Raw genomic sequence first — 17,436 nt, forward strand, 5'->3', positions numbered from 1 at the left:
CGCAACTCGACGCCGATTTGCTCTTAACAGCAAACGTATCAATCCTTTCGCGTCGACGCCGGTTCTGCCAGCGTCGACGGCTCAGTACTCGAATCCATCCTGGAACAAGAGGTCGAGCACCGCACCGACTTCAACCGCGCCGCTGTCGCAACCCGCGCCAGCCGGACGTCCGCCACCGCGCTGATCGAGAAAGAACAAACACTGCACCGACGGAATACGGTCGACCGCGGCGCTAGCGCCGGCAGGAAGCATCGTCTGCGTCGGCCCGCCGTTGTTCGCCAGCGCACCGAGCAGCGGATTGCCGGCACCGTCGCCGGCTTGCGAGAACGGGCATTGAGTCGCGCCGAACCAGAGGTTGTAGCCGGCCGATTCCAACACGCCGTCGCAGTTGCCGCCGGGATTGTCGGCGATGATCGAACGACCGATCGTCAGCGTCGCCGCTGCGCTCCCCTCTTTGTACAAGCCGCCGCCGAACGATGCACTGTTGCCGGCGATGGTGGCGTAGTCGATGCGGCTCGCGCCGCTGCCTTCTTGGTAGAACGCCGCACCGCCACCGCCGGCGCTGTTGGCATTGAAGGTGGAATCGACGATCGTCGCGCTCGCGCTGCTGTGGATCGCGCCACCGTTGCGCGTGGCGACATTGCCGCTGAACGTGCTGGTACGCACGATCAGGTCCCCGTTGCGATGCGCGATGGCGCCGCCGTCGCCATTGAGCCCGGTATTTCGATTGCCGCTGAAGGTACTCGCCTGCACCACCAGCGTGCCGTCGTTGGCCACCGCAGCACCGTCGGAGACATTGTCTTGTACGTGCACGCGGTCGAGCCGCAACACGCCGAAATTCTCCAGCGCGTGCACGTCTCCGTTCTTGCCGTGGCGCAGGGTCAGGCGCCGCAGCGTCGCGTGCGCGCTGGCGTAAACCTGCAAGAACGCCGAGGCATTGCCGCCGTCGAACGTGATCGTGCCGCCACCGTCGATGACGACCGCATTCGCGATGTGCTGGTACAGACTGAACGCGATCGTCGCCGTTCCGCACGCGAACGTGATCGTGCCGCCGCCGCTGCCGTCGACCGCGGCGAGCACGTCGCCGAAGCCGTCCTCGTTGCAGTTGCCTGGGCCGACTACGCCGTTAGCCGCCTGCGCCGTCGCCGCAACGCCCAGCGCCGCCGCCAGGAACACGCAGGCCCATCCCCTCTTGCTCATGTCGCGCATATCGCCGCCTCGCTCCGCTTCGTCTGCTGGGCGCAGACATTGCTTGAGGAAACGCCAAACGATGCCGCGTTGAGACAATGCAGCGCGATCTCGGTTTGCGCGCCGGCGAGATCAGCGGCCGCGGACCTCCTCGCTCTTGGCGCGATCCCACAGCGCGTCCTGCTCGGCCAGCGGTTTCTGCGCCAGCGTCTCACCGGCGGCGGCGGCGATCGCCTCCATGCGGCGGAAGCGCCGCTCGAACTTCGCGTTCGCCTGGCGCAACGCCTGCGAGACGTCGACCTCGGCATGCCGCGCAAGGTTGACGCAGACGAACAGCACGTCGCCGATTTCGTCGGTCAGACGCGCACGATCTTCGCCGGCGGCGAATTCGGCGCGGACTTCCTCGATCTCTTCATGCAGCTTGTCGAACACCGGCCCGACGTCGGGCCAATCGAAACCGACTCGCGCCGCTTTCTTCTGCAGCTTCAGCGCACGCTGCCACTCGGGCAAGCCGCGCGAAATGCCGGCCAAGGCGCTGCCGTCGGCCTCGCCCTTGGCGGCGCGCTCATCCGCCTTCAGGGCTTCCCAACTCGCCGTCTGCGCAGCGGCTGACTCGACGCGCGCATCGGCGAACACGTGCGGATGGCGCCGCACCATCTTGTCGCAGATCGAGTCGACTACGTCGGCGAAGGCGAAATGGCCTGCTTCCTCGGCCATGCGCGCATGGAAGACGACTTGCAGAAGCAGATCGCCGAGCTCGTCGCGCAGGTCGGCGTAGTCGCGCCGGTCGATCGCATCGGCGACTTCGTAGGCTTCCTCGATCGTGTACGGCGCGATCGTCTCGAAAGTCTGCTCGACGTCCCAGGGACAACCGCGTTCGCGGTCGCGCAAACGCGCCATGATCTCGAGCAGGTCGTCGATGGAAGGTTTGGCAGCGGATCGCATGATGGAATGACTCGAAGGAAACGGGCGACGCGGCGACGCATCGCCGCCGACGGCAAAGGCTACGTGCCGATCGCTACGGTTTGGTCAGCAGCGCCGACCAGTCGGCGGCAAGATCGCCGACCGCGAAGAAGTCCGGATTCAACAGCGAATCGCGCGTGTTGTAGCGCAGCGGCTGGCCGTCGAAATCGAACACCGCGCCGCCGGCCTGTTCCAGCACGCATTGACCGGCTGCGGTATCCCATTCCGACGTCGGACCCAAACGCAGATAGAGATCGGCGGCGGCGGCGGCGATGCGCACGAACTTCAACGAAGAACCGAGCGGCATCTTCGCGCAGGGACCGAGCCGCGCGAGCAGATGCGCCTCGTGTTCGGAAGCGTGTGAGCGGCTGCCGGCGACGACCAGCGGCACGTCGCGTCGGCGCGTACTCAGTCGGCGCGGCTTGGCGCCGGCGCTTTCAGCGAACCAGGCTTCGCCGCCCTGCCAAGCCACGGCCAGTTCGCCGCCGACCGGCTTCTGCACCACACCGAGCACCGGCCGCTGCGCATCGATCAGCGCGATGTTGACCGTGAACTCGCCGTTGCGCTTGACGAACTCGCGCGTGCCGTCGAGCGGATCGACCAGCCAGTAGCGCGACCAGCGCGCGCGTTCGCTCCAGGCGACGCCGGCCGATTCCTCCGACAGCACCGGCAGTTCCGGCGTCAGCTCGTTCAGAGAGGCCAGGATCAGGCGATGCGAGGCGAGGTCGGCCGCGGTCAACGGCGTGCGATCGTCCTTCTGCTCGACCGCGAAATCCGATTCGTACACCTCCAGAATCGCTTCCGCCGCGCGTTCTGCGATCGCGGCGGCGGCGCGCGCGAGCTGTTCGAGCGAGAGACTCATGGCTGCGGCCGGAAGCGACCGGCGAGGAATTCGCGCGCGATGAACAGCGCGGCGATCGAACGGCCCTCGGTCACGTCGGGCTGCTCGAGCAAACGATGCAATTCAGACAATTTCCACGGCACCACTTCCAGCTCCTCCGGCTCGTCGCCGACCAGACGCTCGGGGTACAGCTGGCGCGCGAGCACGATGTGCGTCATCGCGGTCATGTAGTTGGGCGACAGCGACAAACGGCCCAGGATGTGCAGCTCGCGCGCGCCGTAGCCGACCTCTTCCTTCAGCTCGCGATCGGCGCCCTGCTCGACCGTCTCATCGCGATCCAGCCGCCCCTTCGGCAAGCCGAGTTCGTAGCGGTCGATGCCGGCCGCGTACTCGCGTACCAGCAGCACGGTGTCCTCGTCCTGCATCGCCACGATGATGACGGCGCCCAGGCCCGAACTGCGCAGCCGCTCGAAGGTGCGCTGCTGTCCGTTGGAGAACTCGAGATCGACCTGCTCCAGGCGCAGGAAACGGCTGTCGTCGACGGTGCGGGTCTGGCGGATGATCGGCGGCTTGCGCATGACGCGATTGTACGGGAGAGCCGCCGGCGGCGGCCGCGAATAGCCGCCCGATTCACGGCAAGGCGTCGGCCCAGTTTGCCCACCATTGCTTGGGCTGGGTCGGAATCTCCTGCCACCAAGCGCCGATCGCGGCTTGATCGCCTGCCGCCCAAGCCGCGCGATGCGCGGTGTCGTCGGCGGAAACCTGCAAGGCGCGCGCGAGTCTCGGATACAACGCACCCTGCGCCAACCACGGATGTCGCGTCAGCAAGCTCAGCAACGTGAACGCATCCGCATCGGCGGCGGCATCGGCGACGCGTTCGGCGGCGGCAGGCGGCGGCCGGGACGCTTCGAGCTCACGCTCGAAATCACGCACCGCCGCCGCGAAGGCGGGTGACGCCTCGGGTCGCAACGGCGTCGAGGCGCGTTCGCCGTTGAAATCCATCGCGAAGCCCGACGGCAACAGCACTTCCTGCGCGCCCAATCGATAAGCGATCCAGCCGCTGCGCACGTAGACACGGCCGCGGCCGTCGGCACTTTTCCACACCTCGAAATCGCAGCCGAGATCGACCAGTTCGGCCGCACCCGCGTCGACGCCGAAGTAATCGGGCGGCGCCCAGATACGCGCGCGCAAATGGCCGCGATCGAGGCTGACCCGATGCCGACCGCTGCGCGTTTCGAGCAAGCGCAAGCTCGATTGCGGCGACAGCTGGATGCGCCCGATGCGGGCGACGTCCACCGTCAACGATTCCGCAGCGCCGGTTTCGAGCGCCGCGCCGGGCGCGAGCTGCGTGGTCTGTGCCGCGCCTCCCTCCACCGCGACCGACCACGCGCGTCCCTCGCTCCACGCCAAACGGTAGTAGTAGCCGGCACACGCGACCACGCTCGCGGCGAGGCCGGCCGCCAAGACGGCCGCGAATGCGCGGTGCCGTCGCGCCGGTGCCACCGGCTTGCCTTTCCATTCGTCGACACCGCGCGCACGCGCGCCGTACGGCGTCAGCAAGGCCTGCAAACGACGCACTTCTTCATCGCCGCCGGCGGCGGGATCCCACAGCGCATCTTCGATGTCACTCATCTCGCACCTCCGCCTGCTGCGCGCTTTCGAGCCCGAGTGCGGCGCGCAACTTGGTCATGCCGCGATGCAGATTGACGCGCACCGATTCGGGCGTGAGTCCGGCCAGTGCCGCGATTTCGGCGCCGCCGAGTCCTTCGACCAGGCGCCAGGTCAGGGTTTCTCGATACGCCTCCGGCAAGCTCGCCAGCACACGCAGGATGCGCTCGGCTTCGGCGCGCTGCTCCGGCGACGCCGCGGTCGAGGCGCGCTCGGGCAGCTCGTCCGTCGTCACCTCGTGCGCTGCCGGCGCCTGCAGGCGTCGCGCGATCGTCGCGATCCACGGCCCGAACTTGTGCTCTTCTTTGAGCTGGGCCAGGCGCTGGAACGCGAGCGCGAAACACTCCTGAGTCAATTCGTCCGCCAGCGCCGGGCGAAAACGGCCGAGCAGGATGCCGTGCACCAGCGGCGCGAAGCGGCGATACAGCCGCGCATACGCCGCCTGCGCGCCATCGCGCGCGGCACGCACGTCGCGTGCGACGTCGAACGCGCTGATCGGACCGGCGGCCGTTTCGTGCAACGGAACTCCTCGTTCGTGTCGATGAAGAGCGCAGCGGTGCGCGAAACGTTAACCGCGCACCGACGGTTAACGGCGCAGGCTCGGCGCCGCTCTTGCTGGAGCCATTCTCCGTGGAGTTCGCCATGCCCCGTTGGCTCAGCCTCATCCTGCTCTGGATCGCCTCGTTCGTCCAAGCGCAAAGCGGCCTGCCGCGCTGGGACGCGTTGCCGGCGATCGACGTACACCATCTGCAAGGCGCTTACGCCGGTCGCGACGTCTGCCCGATATGCCAGCACGGCTACGACGCCGGTTTACTGGTGTTCCTACCCTCGACTACCGCGCCGAGCGAGGCGGCGCGGATCGCGCAGGCTTTGCGCGCAACGGCCGCGACGATCGGCGACGACCGCTTCCGCGCCTTCCTGATCCTGACCGGTGCGCCACCGTCCGCGGCCTTGCTCGAAGCCGTCGCCGGTGTGCAGACCGGCTGGTACGTGGCCCATCTGCCGGCAGACCGGCTCGCCGCCGCTTCGCGCGATTTCGCACTGCCGCTGGCCGATCTGGCGCAAGGCTACGCCTTCGCGCAACGCCGCCTGCTTTGGCACTTCGATCCACTCGCCGACGGCTGGACATCGCCGCTGGCGGCGCAGGCGCGCTATGCCATGAATTTCTTGCAAGCGACCTATGCGCAAGCCTCCGCCGACGACGATCCGGATACGCCGAAAGGCCGGCTGTGGAGCGCGCCCGATCGCCTGTCGTCGACCGTGGCGCTGACGCCGTCACCGCAGACGACGACGCATCGCGTCTGCTTCGTCGATGCCCCCGCTTCGCCACGCGCCGAGGCCTTGCTCGCTTTGAGCCTGCCCGACTCGACCGCGCCGCAACGCGTGCGCTGGGCGCGCAGCGACGAGGCCGGTTGCGTCTCGTTGCAAGGCGCGCGCGAGCCATCGCGCATCCAGGTCGAACTCTTCAGTCCGCTGCGCGCGGCGGCCAGCGCCGAGATCGATACGCGCGCGCTGACCTCCGATCGCGCACTCGAGATCGTCATCGGCACGCAGGAAGCAACCGGCGTGAGCGGCCATGAAACCATCGTCGGCCTGCCCTGCGAAGGCTGCGAGGCCGCGCTCGACGGCCTGCCGGCGCGGCTCGCTTCGATCAGCCGGTTGGCAACGCCGTCCGAACCGGGCGAGCCGCTGCGCTTGTCCGGCATCGTGCGCGATGCGCAAGGGCAGCCGCAGCGCGGCATCGTCGTCTACGCGTATCACACCGATCGCGGCGGCCTCTACCCGCAAGACCCCAAGCTGAGCGGCGAAGCCGCCCGCCACGGCCGCCTGCGCGGATGGGCACGCACCGATGCCGATGGTCGCTATACCTTCCTCAGCATCCGCCCCGGCGGCTATCCCGGCGAAGCGGTGCCGCAGCACGTGCATCTGCACGCGATCGAACCGAGGCGCTGCACCTACTATCTCGGCGACGTGCTGTTCGCCGACGATCCGCGCCTGACGCCGGCCTTGCGCGAGCGCGAACGCGCCGCGCACGGCGGCAGCGGCATCGTGCAGCCACAGCGTGAGAGCGAAGGCTGGTATGTGCAGCGCGACATCGTGCTCGGCCTCAATGTGCCCGACTACGAGCGTTGCGCGAAACCGGACTGAGTGCGCTCGTCAACTCTGCGCGAACGCCGCCAGCGCTTGCGCGTGCAGCGCCGGCGTACCGGCCAGCGCGCTGCGCGTGTCGAGGCCGACCGCCTGGCCGTCGAGATCGGTGAACACGCCACCGGCCTCGCGCACGATCACCACCAGCGGCGCGATGTCCAAGATATTGAGGTCGGATTCGATCACCAGATCGATCGCGCCGCGCGCGAGCAGGTGGTAGTGCAGAAAATCGCCGTAGCCGCGAATGCGACCGACTCGGCGTACCAACTCGCCGTAGGCGTTCCAGCGCGCCGGCGAGGCCGCCAGAGATTTCAAGTTGCCGGTCGAGATCGCAGCCGCCGGACCGAATTGGGCGGTATCGGCGACGCGAAGGCGCTGCGGCTCGCCGTCGCGACGCAGGAATGCGCCGCCGCCGCGCACGGCCCAGGCACGCTCGCCGTATTCGCCGGCGGCGGACACGCCGAGCACCAGCTCACCCGCGTGCATCAGCGCGATCTGGGTGGAGAACATCGGATAGCCGCGCACGAAGGCCTTGGTGCCGTCGATCGGATCGATCAGCCAGAGCCAGTCGCCTTCGCCTTCGCGGCCTTCTTCCTCGCCGTAGAACGCGTGCTGCGGAAACTCCGCGCGCAATACGTTCTTGATCGCCGCCTCGGCCTCACGATCGGCCTCGGTCACCGGCGTCGCATCGGCCTTGGTGACGACGGAAAAATCCTGCGCGCGATAGCGCGGCCGCACGATCGCCTCGGCGGCATCGGCGGCGCGCTGGGCGGCGGCGAGCGCCCGCTGGAGGAATTGCGCCGTCGGCGCCGCGCTCATCGGAACTTGATCATCTGACCGTGCACGACGAACAAGGTCGAGCCGTCGGCTTGCGGTATGCCGATGCGGCGCAGCGTATCGGCCAGCGCGGCATCGCCGTTGCGCGCCGACAGCCGCGCTTGCGCGTCGAGCACGTTGAAACCGACTTTGAAATTGCCGTCGATGGCGAGATTGCCGCTGCCGTCGTCGCGCACCGGACCACCGAGGCCGCCGTCCGGCAGCGAGGCGAACTGGCTCAGCATGTCAGGCAGGCGCGTCTCGCCTTGCGGCGCGACGACGCCGGCACCGCTCCAGCGCGCATCGCCGCTGGCATCGCTGAGCGCGGTGGCGGCGAAGGTCGCTTGCCGCACCACCCCGCTGATCGTGCCGAGCAGCTTCACCTCGGCCAGGTCCAGGCTCGAAGCGAGCAGCTCGGCCGGCACGCTGAAGCGCATCTCGCGCAACTGCATCGAGCCGTCGCCGTTGCGCGTCATCGAGCCGACCGCGTCGACGTCGGCGCCCTTGATGCGCACGTCGGCGACGAAGCGCCCGTCGAGCAGCGGCGCCTTCTGCATGTGCCAATCGAGTTCGCCCAGATCGCGGCCGAACACGCTGATGCCGTCGGCGTGACCGTCCCACAGCGTGCCGCGCACGCCGGTCAGGGTGACCGGGCCCAAATACTTGGTGCCGTAACGGACCGCGACGCTGGCCGGCAGACGCCAGAACAACAAGCCGGCGGCGATCAGGCCGAGCACCAGCAACAACAGCAGAATCTTGACGGTTCGCATCGCGTTCTTTCTTTCGACCGGGTGCAAGGGGAGCGTCGGAACGGGGCCGCTCATGGCGCATCCTGCAGTGTTATGCGCGCATTGACGAGGCCGACGCCATCGGCGCGATCGGCGGAAAAGTCCGTCGCTTCGACGCCGTAACCGCGCGCGAGTTCCTCGACCCATTCGACCAACGCGTCGAAACGGGCGAATTCCAAGCTCACGCGCACGCTGCCGCTGCCGACCGGCTCGACCCGCTTCAGCGCGGTTTCGAGCCCGCCGCTGCGTGCGGTGGCGTCCGCCAGCGCGAGCAGCGAACGGCCCTGGCGGTCGGCGCGCGAACGCGTACCGGCGGCGCGCAGACGCTCGACCTCGGCGCTGCCGCGCTGCACGAATTCCAATTCGTGCCGGCTCTGTTCGACCTGCTGGCGCAGCTCGGCGCGGCGCTGCGCCAGCGGATGCCAGATCAGCGCCCAGCCGAGCAACAGCGCCGCCAGTGCACCGCCGGCGAGCAGCGCGCGCTTTTCCTGCGCGGCCAGCAATTGCCAACGTTCGGCGATCATCGGCTGCCTCCGATGCGGATGCGGCCATCGACGCCGTCGCTGCCGGGGTTCGCGGCGGTGACTTCGGCCGGCAAGCCGGCCGCGACCAGCCGTTCGCGCACGCCGTCGACGCCGGCGACGTCGGCTGCGCGCAGCGCCAGTTCGAAGCGGCCGTTGCGATATTCCATACCGCGCGTCTGGATGCCGGTGCTGCTGCCGAGCACCGGTGCGAGCTGGCCGAGCAGCCGCAGCAGACCGCTGGCGTCGGCGCCGCCGCGCAGCCGCTCCAAGCGTCCACGCATCAACTGCTCCGGACTCGAGCGCGCGAGCTGCGCCGCGTCCAGATCGGGAAACGCGCTGCGCACCGCGTCGGCTGCCTGCGTCTCCAAACGCGCTTCGGTGCGCGAGAGCTGCACCACTTCCAGAACCAGCCCGCCGAACGCGAGCAGGCCGACCGCCGCGGCCAGCGCCGCCGCGAGACGCCAGCCGCGCGCGCCGCTGGCGTGCCGATGCCGCGGCGCGAACTCGCCTTCGAGCAGATCGATCGAGGCTGCTTCGGGCAACACAGCCAAGGTTGTCCCCAGCAGCGCCAGCGGGTCGCGCTGGCGTTCACGCTGGGCGGTCGCCGGCAGCACCATGGCTGGCATCGTCTGCGTGCGGAAATCGCGCACCTCGAGCGGCGCCAACTGCCCGCCCGCGCGCAATTGCGCCAGCCAACCCGGCAGCTCCTCGAGGCCGCAGGCGAAGGCGGACCACGGACCGAGGCGTACCAAGGCACGACCGTTCTCGATCCAGACCGCGGCGCGCTCGGCCGTCAGCGGCAGCGCCAGCGATTCCGGCAGCAGACGATCGGGCCGCACGCCGAGCTCTTCCAAATGCCGCAGCCAGCTGTGCAAGCGCTCTTTCGCCACCACCGCGACGCCGACGCGCTCGCCGTTCCCGCGCGTTGCGGCGAAATGCAGTTCCTCGACCGGCGCCAGCAACTGATCCTCGACCGCGTACGGCAGCGCCTGCATCAGCTGCGCGCGGTTGCGCGCGCTCAACGCGACTTCGGTCAGCAGCACTTCTTCGGCCGGCACCAGCACGACGATCTCGCCGGCGCTTTGCAAAACGGCCGCCGGCGGCACGCCGATCGTCGAAACCGGCTCGCGCACGCCGGCGCCTTGGCGCAGCCAGCTCAGGCCGCAGTCGGGAGCGAGGCGCAGCAACAATCGATCGGACATGACAGCCCCAGAGAATTCGCGACGATTGTAAGTCAGTGCCGCGCGAGATTTCGCGGGTCGATCGGCATGCTTACGCGCCCGTTCGTTAAGGCGCGTCGCTCGCTGCGATCGGCGCCGCCGCGGCCAGCGCGGTGTCGGCGCCGCGGCTGCGCTGCAGCACGCGAACGCCGCCTTTGCCGTCGTTTTGGATCAGGCTGTAGAAGGTGAACGGGACGCTGTCTAGGAGGATGTCGCTGCGGGCGAGGAAGTAGGTGCTGTTGATGGCGAGTAGGTTTCCGATCGAATCGGAAGAAGAAGGGCCTGCCTCCCGCAGGAATTCATCTGGTCCGCCATAGTTGGCTTGCCCGCCGCGCCAAAGTCTTTCGGCGTCGGCTTGGGTTCCGTTGTTCAGCATGCTCCATAACACATGCATCGTTGCCGTGTTCACGTTGATCAACGTGTTGGGCGGCAGCGCGCAGACGTGCGGAGCGAGCCTGGCGTATACCTCGCCGGTCACACCGCGCACCAGACGCAGTTCGGACACGTGCGCGAACAAGCCGCCGCGAGGGCGATACGGAACCGGCTGGGCAAGATAGAAGTTCGACTCGGACGGTGCATTCGGATCGAGCCAAGCTTCGACCGCCTGTTCGATCGTGGAGGGAGCACCAACATGTTCCAGCAACTGCGTAAAAATTTTTCTCCATTTTTGCCGCGTGCTGGACGATACGGTCGGCGCAAGATTGTTGAGATTGAAGCACCCATTCTGATCGCGCATCGACGCAGCGATCAGACCACCCGGCACCGGCTGCGTCGGCAGCGGCATCATCCACGGACTCGTGTTGGTGTCCGAGCCTTGCTTCTTCTGCAGTACTTCGGCCGCGTACGCCTCCAGCCCTTGCGCATAGGCTTCCGCCTGCTCGCCGCGTAGCGCATTGCGTGTGCGCGCAAGCGCCAGCTCGCCGCGATCGAGCAAAGCCGCGATCAGGATCGTCGCCAGCGCGACAACGAGCAGCGCGACCAGCAGCGCGACACCACGCTGGTGTTGCAACGAACGCTTCATCCACCCCCCTGCGGGCTTCCTGGTGCGGCCGACGGCGTGGACGCCGGCAACTCGACCAATCGGCGAATCTCGCCGTAGTCGAGCAGCACGAGGCGAAACTCGATCGCGCGCGGCAGCCGCTCGCTCAGCTTGGCGTCGTCCTGGCAAGTGATTTGCGCCGGCGGCCAGCTCTCGCGCCAAGCCGAATCGCAACCGAGATAGCGCAGGTGAAACTCGCCGACACGCTCGAGCAAGGCGCTCGTCGCCGGCACCGAGCCGGGCGCGCGATCGAGCACGGCGTAGCGGCCGCGGCGCACGCTGCCGGCGTCGAGCGTGTAGACGACGCGCTCGAGATGACTGCGCGGCTCGGCACGCGGATTGGCGTAACCAAGCCGGGTCAGTTCGACCGCGTTCGAGCTCCCGACCACGGCCGGCAACACCGCATCGTTGCGTCCGCTGCCGAGCACCGAGCGCGACACCGCCTGGCGCAGATCGCGTTCGAGCGCATCCACCGCACGCGTGATTGCGGCGAGGCGATCCTGTTGCGCGGCCAAGGCCACACGCGTCCGCGCGAGCTGTCCCAGCCCGCCGTACGCCGCCGCGGCCAGAGCTGCGAACACGGCTAGCGCAACTAGGAGTTCGATCAAGCTGAAGCCGCGGAGGGGCTGGGATTGGGGATTGGAGATTGGGGATTCGGAAAAGCGAAAGCGCGCAGCCGAGCGCAAGCCCGCTTTACCCAATCCCCAATCTCCAATCCCCAATCCCGGCCTCACGGCGACAAATACCGGCCAGCAAACCCACTCAGCGTCGCCGACGGTTCCTTCGCGTCACCGGCGAACACTTGAATGTCGATGCGACGAACGTCGGCATCCGGCGTCGCCTTCACCTCGCGCGTCCAGCGCCACTCGCGCTCGGCCAGACGCGTGCGGCCCTCGCTTTGGCCGGTCGGCGGGAACGGATTGGCGAGCCGGCCTTCGACCAGGGCATTGGCGGCGACCCAGCCGGCAAAGGTGCGCTCGCGCAGCGCATCGAAGCTGCGCACCTGCACGCTCGCCGCGCGCGTCAGCGCGAGCAGCGCGATGGCGACCACGGCGAGTGCGATCAGTACTTCGAGCAGCGTAAAGCCTTTGGAGAGCCGGGATTGGGGATTGGAGATTGGGGATTGGGTAAAGCAGGCTTGCACTCGGCTGCGCGCTTTCGCTCTTCCGAATCCCCAATCCCCAATCCCCAATCCCGGCCTCTTCATAACCTCTCGACCTTCACCGTTCCGTCCTCGCTGCCGCTGACGCGGTAGCGCGGCGTGCCGTCGCCGAGTGCGAGCGTCAGCGCGAACGGCGTCAGCTCGCCGGAAGAAAAACAGACCAGTTGCGGCGCGGCGTCCGCTTTCGCGAGTTCCAGCGGCCGGCCGGCGCGGCTGAGTTCGAGCCGCAAGGCGCTCGGCCATTGGCGCGTGCGCAATTCGCTGCTGCCCAGTTCGCGCCATTCGGCGCCGTCGAGGCGGCGGAAGGCATAGCCGCTCGCATCGAGCACCGCGCCGATCTCGCGTCCCGACAGCTCGGCCTGGCCGCAAGCGTGCGCGAGCAAGGCGCGAAAACGTTCCGCTTCATTGGCGAGCTGGCGCTCAGTGCTGCCGGCGACCGCCAGGGTCAAGGCCAACGCGAGCACGCCGATGATCACCACAACGACCAGGAGTTCGATCAGCGTGAATCCGTTGGAAGGCCGGGATTGGGGATTGGGCATTGGGGATTCGGAAGAGCGCAAGCCCGCCGCCTCGTAAAGTTCTGCTCTATCCAATCCCCAATCTCGAATCCCCAATCTCGGCCCCTTCAATCCCAATTGCCGACGTCCGCCGCCTCGCCCTCGCCGCCGGGTTTGCCGTCGGCGCCGTAGCTGTAGATGTCGATCTCGCCGTGCTGGCCGGGGCGCTGGTACTGGTACGGCTTGCCCCACGGGTCCTTCGGCACGCGATCGAGATAGGGTCCTTTCCAGTTCGGCGCCTCGGGTTGGCCGGACGGTTTGACCAGCAGGGCTTCGAGGCCTTGCTCGTTGCTCGGATAGGAGAAGTTGTCGAGCTTGTAAAGGTTCAGCGCAGTAGTGACGCTGGCCACGTCCTGCTTCGCGCGCGTCATGCGCGCCTCGCCCGGGCGCTCCATCACGCGCGGCACCACGATCGCGGCGAGGATGCCGAGGATCACGACCACGACCAGGATTTCGATCAGAGTGAATCCGCGCGGAGCGGAACGCATGAAACCGGAAGCCGAAACGCTGCGCATGGCAAGACTTGTGCGGAGATGGAGGCGGGCCGGATCATATCAGGGCTATGGAATCCTCTTTTGCTGCCCAGCTCGCGGCACGCGATCTTGCCGTGGTCTGGCATCCGTGCACGCAAATGCACGACCACCAGACTCTGCCGATGCTGCCGATCGCGCGCGCTGAAGGCGCCTGGCTGCACGGCCACGACGGCCGCCGCTACCTCGACGCAGTCAGCTCGTGGTGGACCTGCCTGCTCGGCCATCGCCATCCGCGCATCGTCGCTGCGCTGAAGGACCAGCTCGACCGCCTCGATCACGTCATGCTGGCCGGCTTCACGCACGAGCCTGCGATCGAGCTGGCCGAGGAACTGGTGCGCATCGCGCCACGCCGCACCGCGGCTCGCTCTGCTGCAGCTCAGAACGGGGAAATCCTCGCGAGCGCACCCGCGACCCTCACCCGCGTCTTCTACGCAGACAACGGCTCCAGCGCGATCGAGGTCGCGCTTAAGCTCAGTTTCCACTACTGGAAGAATCAAGGACGCGGCGAACGCACGCGCTTCGTCGCGCTGACCGGCGGCTACCACGGCGAGACGCTCGGCGCGCTGTCGGTGACCGACGTTGCGCTGTATCGCTCGACCTATGCACCGCTGCTGCTCGAACCGGTGTTCGCACCCTCGCCCGACGCCTACGAAGGCGCAGCCGGCGAGAACGCCGCGGCGTGCGCCGAGCGCGCACTGCAAGCCATGCGCGCGATTCTCGAACGGCAGGCGCACGAACTCTGCGCGGTCATCGTCGAGCCACTGGTGCAGTGCGCCGGCGGCATGCGCATGTACCACCCTTTCTACCTGACCGGTCTACGCGCGCTCTGCGACGAATTCGAGCTGCACCTGATCGCTGACGAAATCGCGGTCGGCTTCGGCCGCACCGGCACTTTGTTCGCCTGCGAGCAGGGCGGCATCGTCCCCGATTTTCTGTGCTTGTCGAAAGGACTCACCGGCGGCACCTTGCCGCTCTCGGCCGTGCTGACGACGCCGGATGTGTACGACGCCTTCTACGCCGACTACGCGGCCGGTAAAGCCTTCCTGCATTCGCACAGCTACACCGGCAACCCGATCGCCTGCCGCGCCGCGCTGACCACGCTCGCGGTGCTGCGCGAAGAACCCGTGCTCGAACGCAACCGTGCGCTCGCCGCGCATCTGGCCGCGCGCCTGGCACCGTTGGCCGCGCATCCGCACGTCGCCGACGTGCGCCAGACCGGCATGATCGCAGCGGTCGAACTGGTGCGCGACAAAGCCACGCGCGAACCGTTCGCGGCGGCCGAACGCCGCGGCCTGCGCGTCTACCGGCACGGCCTCGAACGCGGCGCCGTGCTGCGCCCGCTCGGCAACGTCGTCTACTTCATGCCGCCCTACTGCATCACCCCCGAAGAGATCGATTTCATGGTCGAGGTTGCGGCGGAAGGGATCGACAAGGCGGTCGGCTGAGTTTGTGCGGGCCGCAACAGCGGCGCTAAAAAATCGAGCAGGCGGCGTTCGTACTCTGCGCCGGCATACGCACTCAGATCCACGTGGGCCGCGCCGGCGACAACCCATAGCTGCTTCGGCTCGTTCGCCGCCGCGAACAACGCGCGCGACTGCTCCAGCGTCGTGTGCTGGTCCTGTTCGCCGGCGATCATCAGGACCGGAGCGCGCAGCGCCGCAATATGTTCGACCGGGTGCAGCCAGTTCGCGTCGACCGCCAGATGCCAGCTCATCTGCATGCGGATCAGCGGCGCTATCCATGTTCCGAGCGCACCGAGGCGGAGCCGCAGACGGTTGTCGAGCGCCTCTTCGATGGTCGAATAGACTTGTTCCAGCACGAAGGCGTCAGCCGGCAACGGCGGCTCGGCCAGCACCGTCGCAGCGCCACCCATCGAAACACCGACGACGCCGATGCGCTCGCCCGGCGCGGCTTGGCGCAAGTAGTCGAACGCTGCTCGCGCATCGAGGCTTTCCAGATACCCAAACGTGATGCGGCGCCCCGAACTTTCCCCGTGTGCCTGAAAATCGATCAGCAACACGGCGTAGCCCGCGGCAACGAGGAAACGGGCGCGCTGGAGCATGGCCAAACGATTGGCGTGGACGCCATGCAGCAACAGCACCGCCCCGCCCTGGGACCTGCCTGGTACGAACCAGCCGTGCACATCGGTGCCGGATCGGCTCGGGATGCGCACGGCTTGCGCATGCAGATCGGCCGGCGCGGGCCCGATCTGCTTCTGGTCCGGCCAGCTCAACAGCGTGACGAGCGCATAGGTCGCCGCCAGAAACATGACTGCGAAGGCGAGCAGCCACAGAACCACGCGTCGAATCATCGCGGCCTCTCCGGCCGCTCAGTTCGCCGATTGGAAGCCAGCCATGCCGACTCCGCAGCATCCATCCGACCGGCTCGCCGCATCGTTGGGAACTCCCTGACAGGGGCCGGGTCAGCATAACGCGCCGGCCGCGCACCGGCTGGCGTCCGCGCGCACGCTTGCGCACAATCGCCACGTCACGGCACTCCGGAGGCTTCCATGCGCATCCCCCGTATCTACGTGCCGCAACCGCTGCGTCCTGGCGGCGAAGTCGAATTGCCGGTGCAGGCCGGCGAGCACATCGCGCGCGTGCTGCGGCTGGATCGCGGCCATCCCTTACGGTTGTTCAACGGTGACGGCGGCGAGTACGCCGGCGAACTCGCGTCGCTGGCCAAGCGCTCGGTCACCGCGCGCGTGCTCGATTCGGCCACCGCGCCTGAGCGCGAAAGCCCGCTGCGCATCACCCTCGGCCAGGGCATCGCGCGCGGCGAGAAGATGGATTGGATCCTGCAGAAGGCGACCGAACTCGGCGTCGCGCGCATCGTGCCGCTGGTGACCGATCGCACCGAGGTCAAGCTCGACGCCGAACGCGCCGAACGCCGCCTCGCGCATTGGGAAGCGGTGATCGCTTCCGCCTGCGAACAATGCGGCCGCAACCGCCTGCCCGAACTGGCCGAGCCGATGAAGCTGGCCGATTGGGCTGCCGCACTCGATGAAGAGGCCGGCTTACGCCTCGCTCTCGACCCGCACGGCGACATCGGCGCGCGCGAACTGGTGGTCGGCACGCTCGCTACGCTGGCGGTCGGCCCCGAGGGCGGCCTGTCCGAGCACGATCTGGCGACCTTGGATCAGGCCGGCTTCCGCGGCCTGCGCTTGGGCCCGCGCATCCTGCGCACGGAAACTGCCGGCCTCGCCGCGTTGGCCGCGTTGCAAGCGATCCACGGCGATCTTTAAGAGGCGAGGCGCTCGCGCCTCACTCTTCGGCGACGAAGCGCAGATGCACGCTCGGCAGTTCGAGCGTGCTCGCGGTGATGCCGGTTTTGAGGTCGCTGCGATGCAGCGGCAACGATACGCCGTCGAGCTGCGGCTCGTCGCCGAGCTGGCCGCATTCCTCGCCCCAGGCGATGCGTAGATCGATGCGGTCGGCGGCGGCGGAGGCTACGTAGAACTGCGACAACGAGGCCGGAGTAAGTCGCCGCTCGCACTGCTTGGCGGTGGCCTGATCGAGCTGTTCGAACAGCGTCTGCAGCGATGCCGGCGCGGCCGCGTCGGCACCGATGCGCTCGGCCACCTCGCGCGCCTTGTGCGCTTCGGCGAGCAGGCGCTCCGGTTTCGCGTACTCGTCGACGCGCGCCGGTGCGGAAGAACCGAGATGAATGCTGCGCACGGCGTGGTAGCCGCCGTCGCGCAACGGCGTCGCGCATTCGCCGGGCAGGCGGCGATAGGTCAGTTCCAGACTCAGCGCATCGCCGAGCAGGGACAAGGCCTTGAGATCGATTTCGATCGCGCACTCGCGGCCGGAAGACTTGGCGTCGAGGCGATAGCCTTGCGGCACCAAAGTCTGTGCGTAGTCGCGCACGGAAAAAGCCGGCACGCGTTGCTCGCCGGTCTTGGCGATGATGTCGCCCTTTCTGGTCTGCACGCTCCACGACATGCCCGCGGCCAGCGCTGGGCTGGCCGCGAGCAGGAGCGACAGCGC

20 protein-coding genes are annotated in these 17,436 nt (G+C 68.0%); 3 read left to right on the forward strand and 17 right to left on the reverse strand.

Translation table 11 applies throughout. The features are described 5' to 3' along the window. Positions 1–81: 81 nt before the first annotated feature. The 6 genes from AC3QL3_RS16980 to AC3QL3_RS17005 form a co-directional block, all read right to left on the reverse strand. Positions 82–1,200, reverse strand: a complete 1,119-nt coding sequence (locus AC3QL3_RS16980; protein WP_492895266.1) for a choice-of-anchor Q domain-containing protein — start codon at positions 1,198–1,200, stop codon at positions 82–84. Positions 1,201–1,320: 120 nt separating this feature from the next. Beyond that, the gene (gene mazG / locus AC3QL3_RS16985; protein ID WP_492895267.1) at positions 1,321–2,133 is read right to left on the reverse strand and encodes a nucleoside triphosphate pyrophosphohydrolase; all 813 of its coding nucleotides are present in this window, start codon (positions 2,131–2,133) and stop codon (positions 1,321–1,323) included. A 73-nt stretch (positions 2,134–2,206) separates the two neighbouring features. Then, on the reverse strand, positions 2,207–3,013 hold the full coding sequence (gene cysQ / locus AC3QL3_RS16990; RefSeq protein WP_492895268.1) for a 3'(2'),5'-bisphosphate nucleotidase CysQ: 807 nt from the start codon (positions 3,011–3,013) through the stop codon (positions 2,207–2,209). Beyond that, positions 3,010–3,570: an ADP compounds hydrolase NudE gene (gene nudE, locus AC3QL3_RS16995; protein ID WP_492895269.1), complete on the reverse strand. Its 561-nt coding sequence runs from the start codon at positions 3,568–3,570 to the stop codon at positions 3,010–3,012. Before nudE ends, cysQ begins: the two co-directional genes overlap by 4 nt. A gap of 52 nt (positions 3,571–3,622) precedes the next feature. Further along, positions 3,623–4,624, reverse strand: a complete 1,002-nt coding sequence (locus AC3QL3_RS17000; protein ID WP_492895270.1) for a FecR domain-containing protein — start codon at positions 4,622–4,624, stop codon at positions 3,623–3,625. Further along, positions 4,617–5,180 (reverse strand): RNA polymerase sigma factor, encoded by a 564-nt coding sequence (locus tag AC3QL3_RS17005; protein ID WP_492895271.1) that lies wholly within the window; start codon positions 5,178–5,180, stop codon positions 4,617–4,619. The genes AC3QL3_RS17000 and AC3QL3_RS17005 overlap by 8 nt, the downstream gene beginning before the upstream one ends. 122 nt (positions 5,181–5,302) lie before the next feature. Between AC3QL3_RS17005 and AC3QL3_RS17010 the strand changes: the two genes are divergently transcribed. Next, positions 5,303–6,808 carry a dioxygenase family protein gene (locus AC3QL3_RS17010; protein WP_492895272.1) on the forward strand — a complete coding sequence of 502 codons (1,506 nt, stop codon included), beginning with the start codon at positions 5,303–5,305 and terminating at the stop codon, positions 6,806–6,808. Positions 6,809–6,817: 9 nt separating this feature from the next. Here AC3QL3_RS17010 and AC3QL3_RS17015 read toward each other — a convergent pair whose 3' ends face one another. From AC3QL3_RS17015 to gspG, 9 genes are all read right to left on the reverse strand, one after another. Continuing rightward, the gene (locus AC3QL3_RS17015; RefSeq protein WP_492895273.1) at positions 6,818–7,627 is read right to left on the reverse strand and encodes an inositol monophosphatase family protein; all 810 of its coding nucleotides are present in this window, start codon (positions 7,625–7,627) and stop codon (positions 6,818–6,820) included. Beyond that, the gene (locus AC3QL3_RS17020; protein WP_492895274.1) at positions 7,624–8,394 is read right to left on the reverse strand and encodes a type II secretion system protein N; all 771 of its coding nucleotides are present in this window, start codon (positions 8,392–8,394) and stop codon (positions 7,624–7,626) included. Before AC3QL3_RS17020 ends, AC3QL3_RS17015 begins: the two co-directional genes overlap by 4 nt. A 50-nt stretch (positions 8,395–8,444) precedes the next feature. Continuing rightward, entirely contained in the window at positions 8,445–8,936 is a 492-nt protein-coding gene (locus AC3QL3_RS17025) for a type II secretion system protein M (protein ID WP_492895275.1), read from the reverse strand. Beyond that, positions 8,933–10,138 (reverse strand): type II secretion system protein GspL, encoded by a 1,206-nt coding sequence (gene gspL, locus AC3QL3_RS17030; protein ID WP_492895276.1) that lies wholly within the window; start codon positions 10,136–10,138, stop codon positions 8,933–8,935. The genes AC3QL3_RS17025 and gspL overlap by 4 nt, the downstream gene beginning before the upstream one ends. An 85-nt stretch (positions 10,139–10,223) precedes the next feature. Next, positions 10,224–11,177, reverse strand: a complete 954-nt coding sequence (gspK, locus tag AC3QL3_RS17035; protein ID WP_492898967.1) for a type II secretion system minor pseudopilin GspK — start codon at positions 11,175–11,177, stop codon at positions 10,224–10,226. Then, complete coding sequence (gene gspJ / locus AC3QL3_RS17040; protein WP_492895277.1) at positions 11,174–11,803, reverse strand: type II secretion system minor pseudopilin GspJ; 630 nt, start codon at positions 11,801–11,803, stop codon at positions 11,174–11,176. Before gspJ ends, gspK begins: the two co-directional genes overlap by 4 nt. A gap of 122 nt (positions 11,804–11,925) precedes the next feature. Beyond that, positions 11,926–12,339 (reverse strand): type II secretion system minor pseudopilin GspI, encoded by a 414-nt coding sequence (gspI, locus tag AC3QL3_RS17045; protein WP_492895278.1) that lies wholly within the window; start codon positions 12,337–12,339, stop codon positions 11,926–11,928. 59 nt (positions 12,340–12,398) lie between these two features. Next, the gene (gene gspH / locus AC3QL3_RS17050; RefSeq protein WP_492895279.1) at positions 12,399–12,896 is read right to left on the reverse strand and encodes a type II secretion system minor pseudopilin GspH; all 498 of its coding nucleotides are present in this window, start codon (positions 12,894–12,896) and stop codon (positions 12,399–12,401) included. Between the two features lie 86 nt (positions 12,897–12,982). Continuing rightward, positions 12,983–13,402, reverse strand: a complete 420-nt coding sequence (gene gspG, locus AC3QL3_RS17055; protein ID WP_492895280.1) for a type II secretion system major pseudopilin GspG — start codon at positions 13,400–13,402, stop codon at positions 12,983–12,985. Positions 13,403–13,476: 74 nt separating this feature from the next. On the opposite strand from gspG, the gene AC3QL3_RS17060 reads away from it, so the two are divergent. After that, positions 13,477–14,892 (forward strand): adenosylmethionine--8-amino-7-oxononanoate transaminase, encoded by a 1,416-nt coding sequence (locus tag AC3QL3_RS17060; protein WP_492895281.1) that lies wholly within the window; start codon positions 13,477–13,479, stop codon positions 14,890–14,892. Here AC3QL3_RS17060 and AC3QL3_RS17065 read toward each other — a convergent pair. Beyond that, entirely contained in the window at positions 14,817–15,758 is a 942-nt protein-coding gene (locus AC3QL3_RS17065; RefSeq protein WP_492895282.1) for an alpha/beta hydrolase, read from the reverse strand. The two genes, AC3QL3_RS17060 and AC3QL3_RS17065, sit on opposite strands and share 76 nt — an antisense overlap. A 198-nt stretch (positions 15,759–15,956) precedes the next feature. Here AC3QL3_RS17065 and AC3QL3_RS17070 point away from each other — a divergent pair, with 198 nt between their 5' ends. Then, complete coding sequence (locus AC3QL3_RS17070) at positions 15,957–16,691, forward strand: 16S rRNA (uracil(1498)-N(3))-methyltransferase (protein ID WP_492895283.1); 735 nt, start codon at positions 15,957–15,959, stop codon at positions 16,689–16,691. Positions 16,692–16,710: 19 nt separating this feature from the next. On the opposite strand, the gene AC3QL3_RS17075 is transcribed toward AC3QL3_RS17070, so the two are convergent. Next, entirely contained in the window at positions 16,711–17,379 is a 669-nt protein-coding gene (locus AC3QL3_RS17075; protein WP_492895284.1) for a hypothetical protein, read from the reverse strand. Positions 17,380–17,436: the final 57 nt, after the last annotated feature.

This window comes from Dokdonella sp. GW821-FHT11D02 (assembly GCF_058808595.1).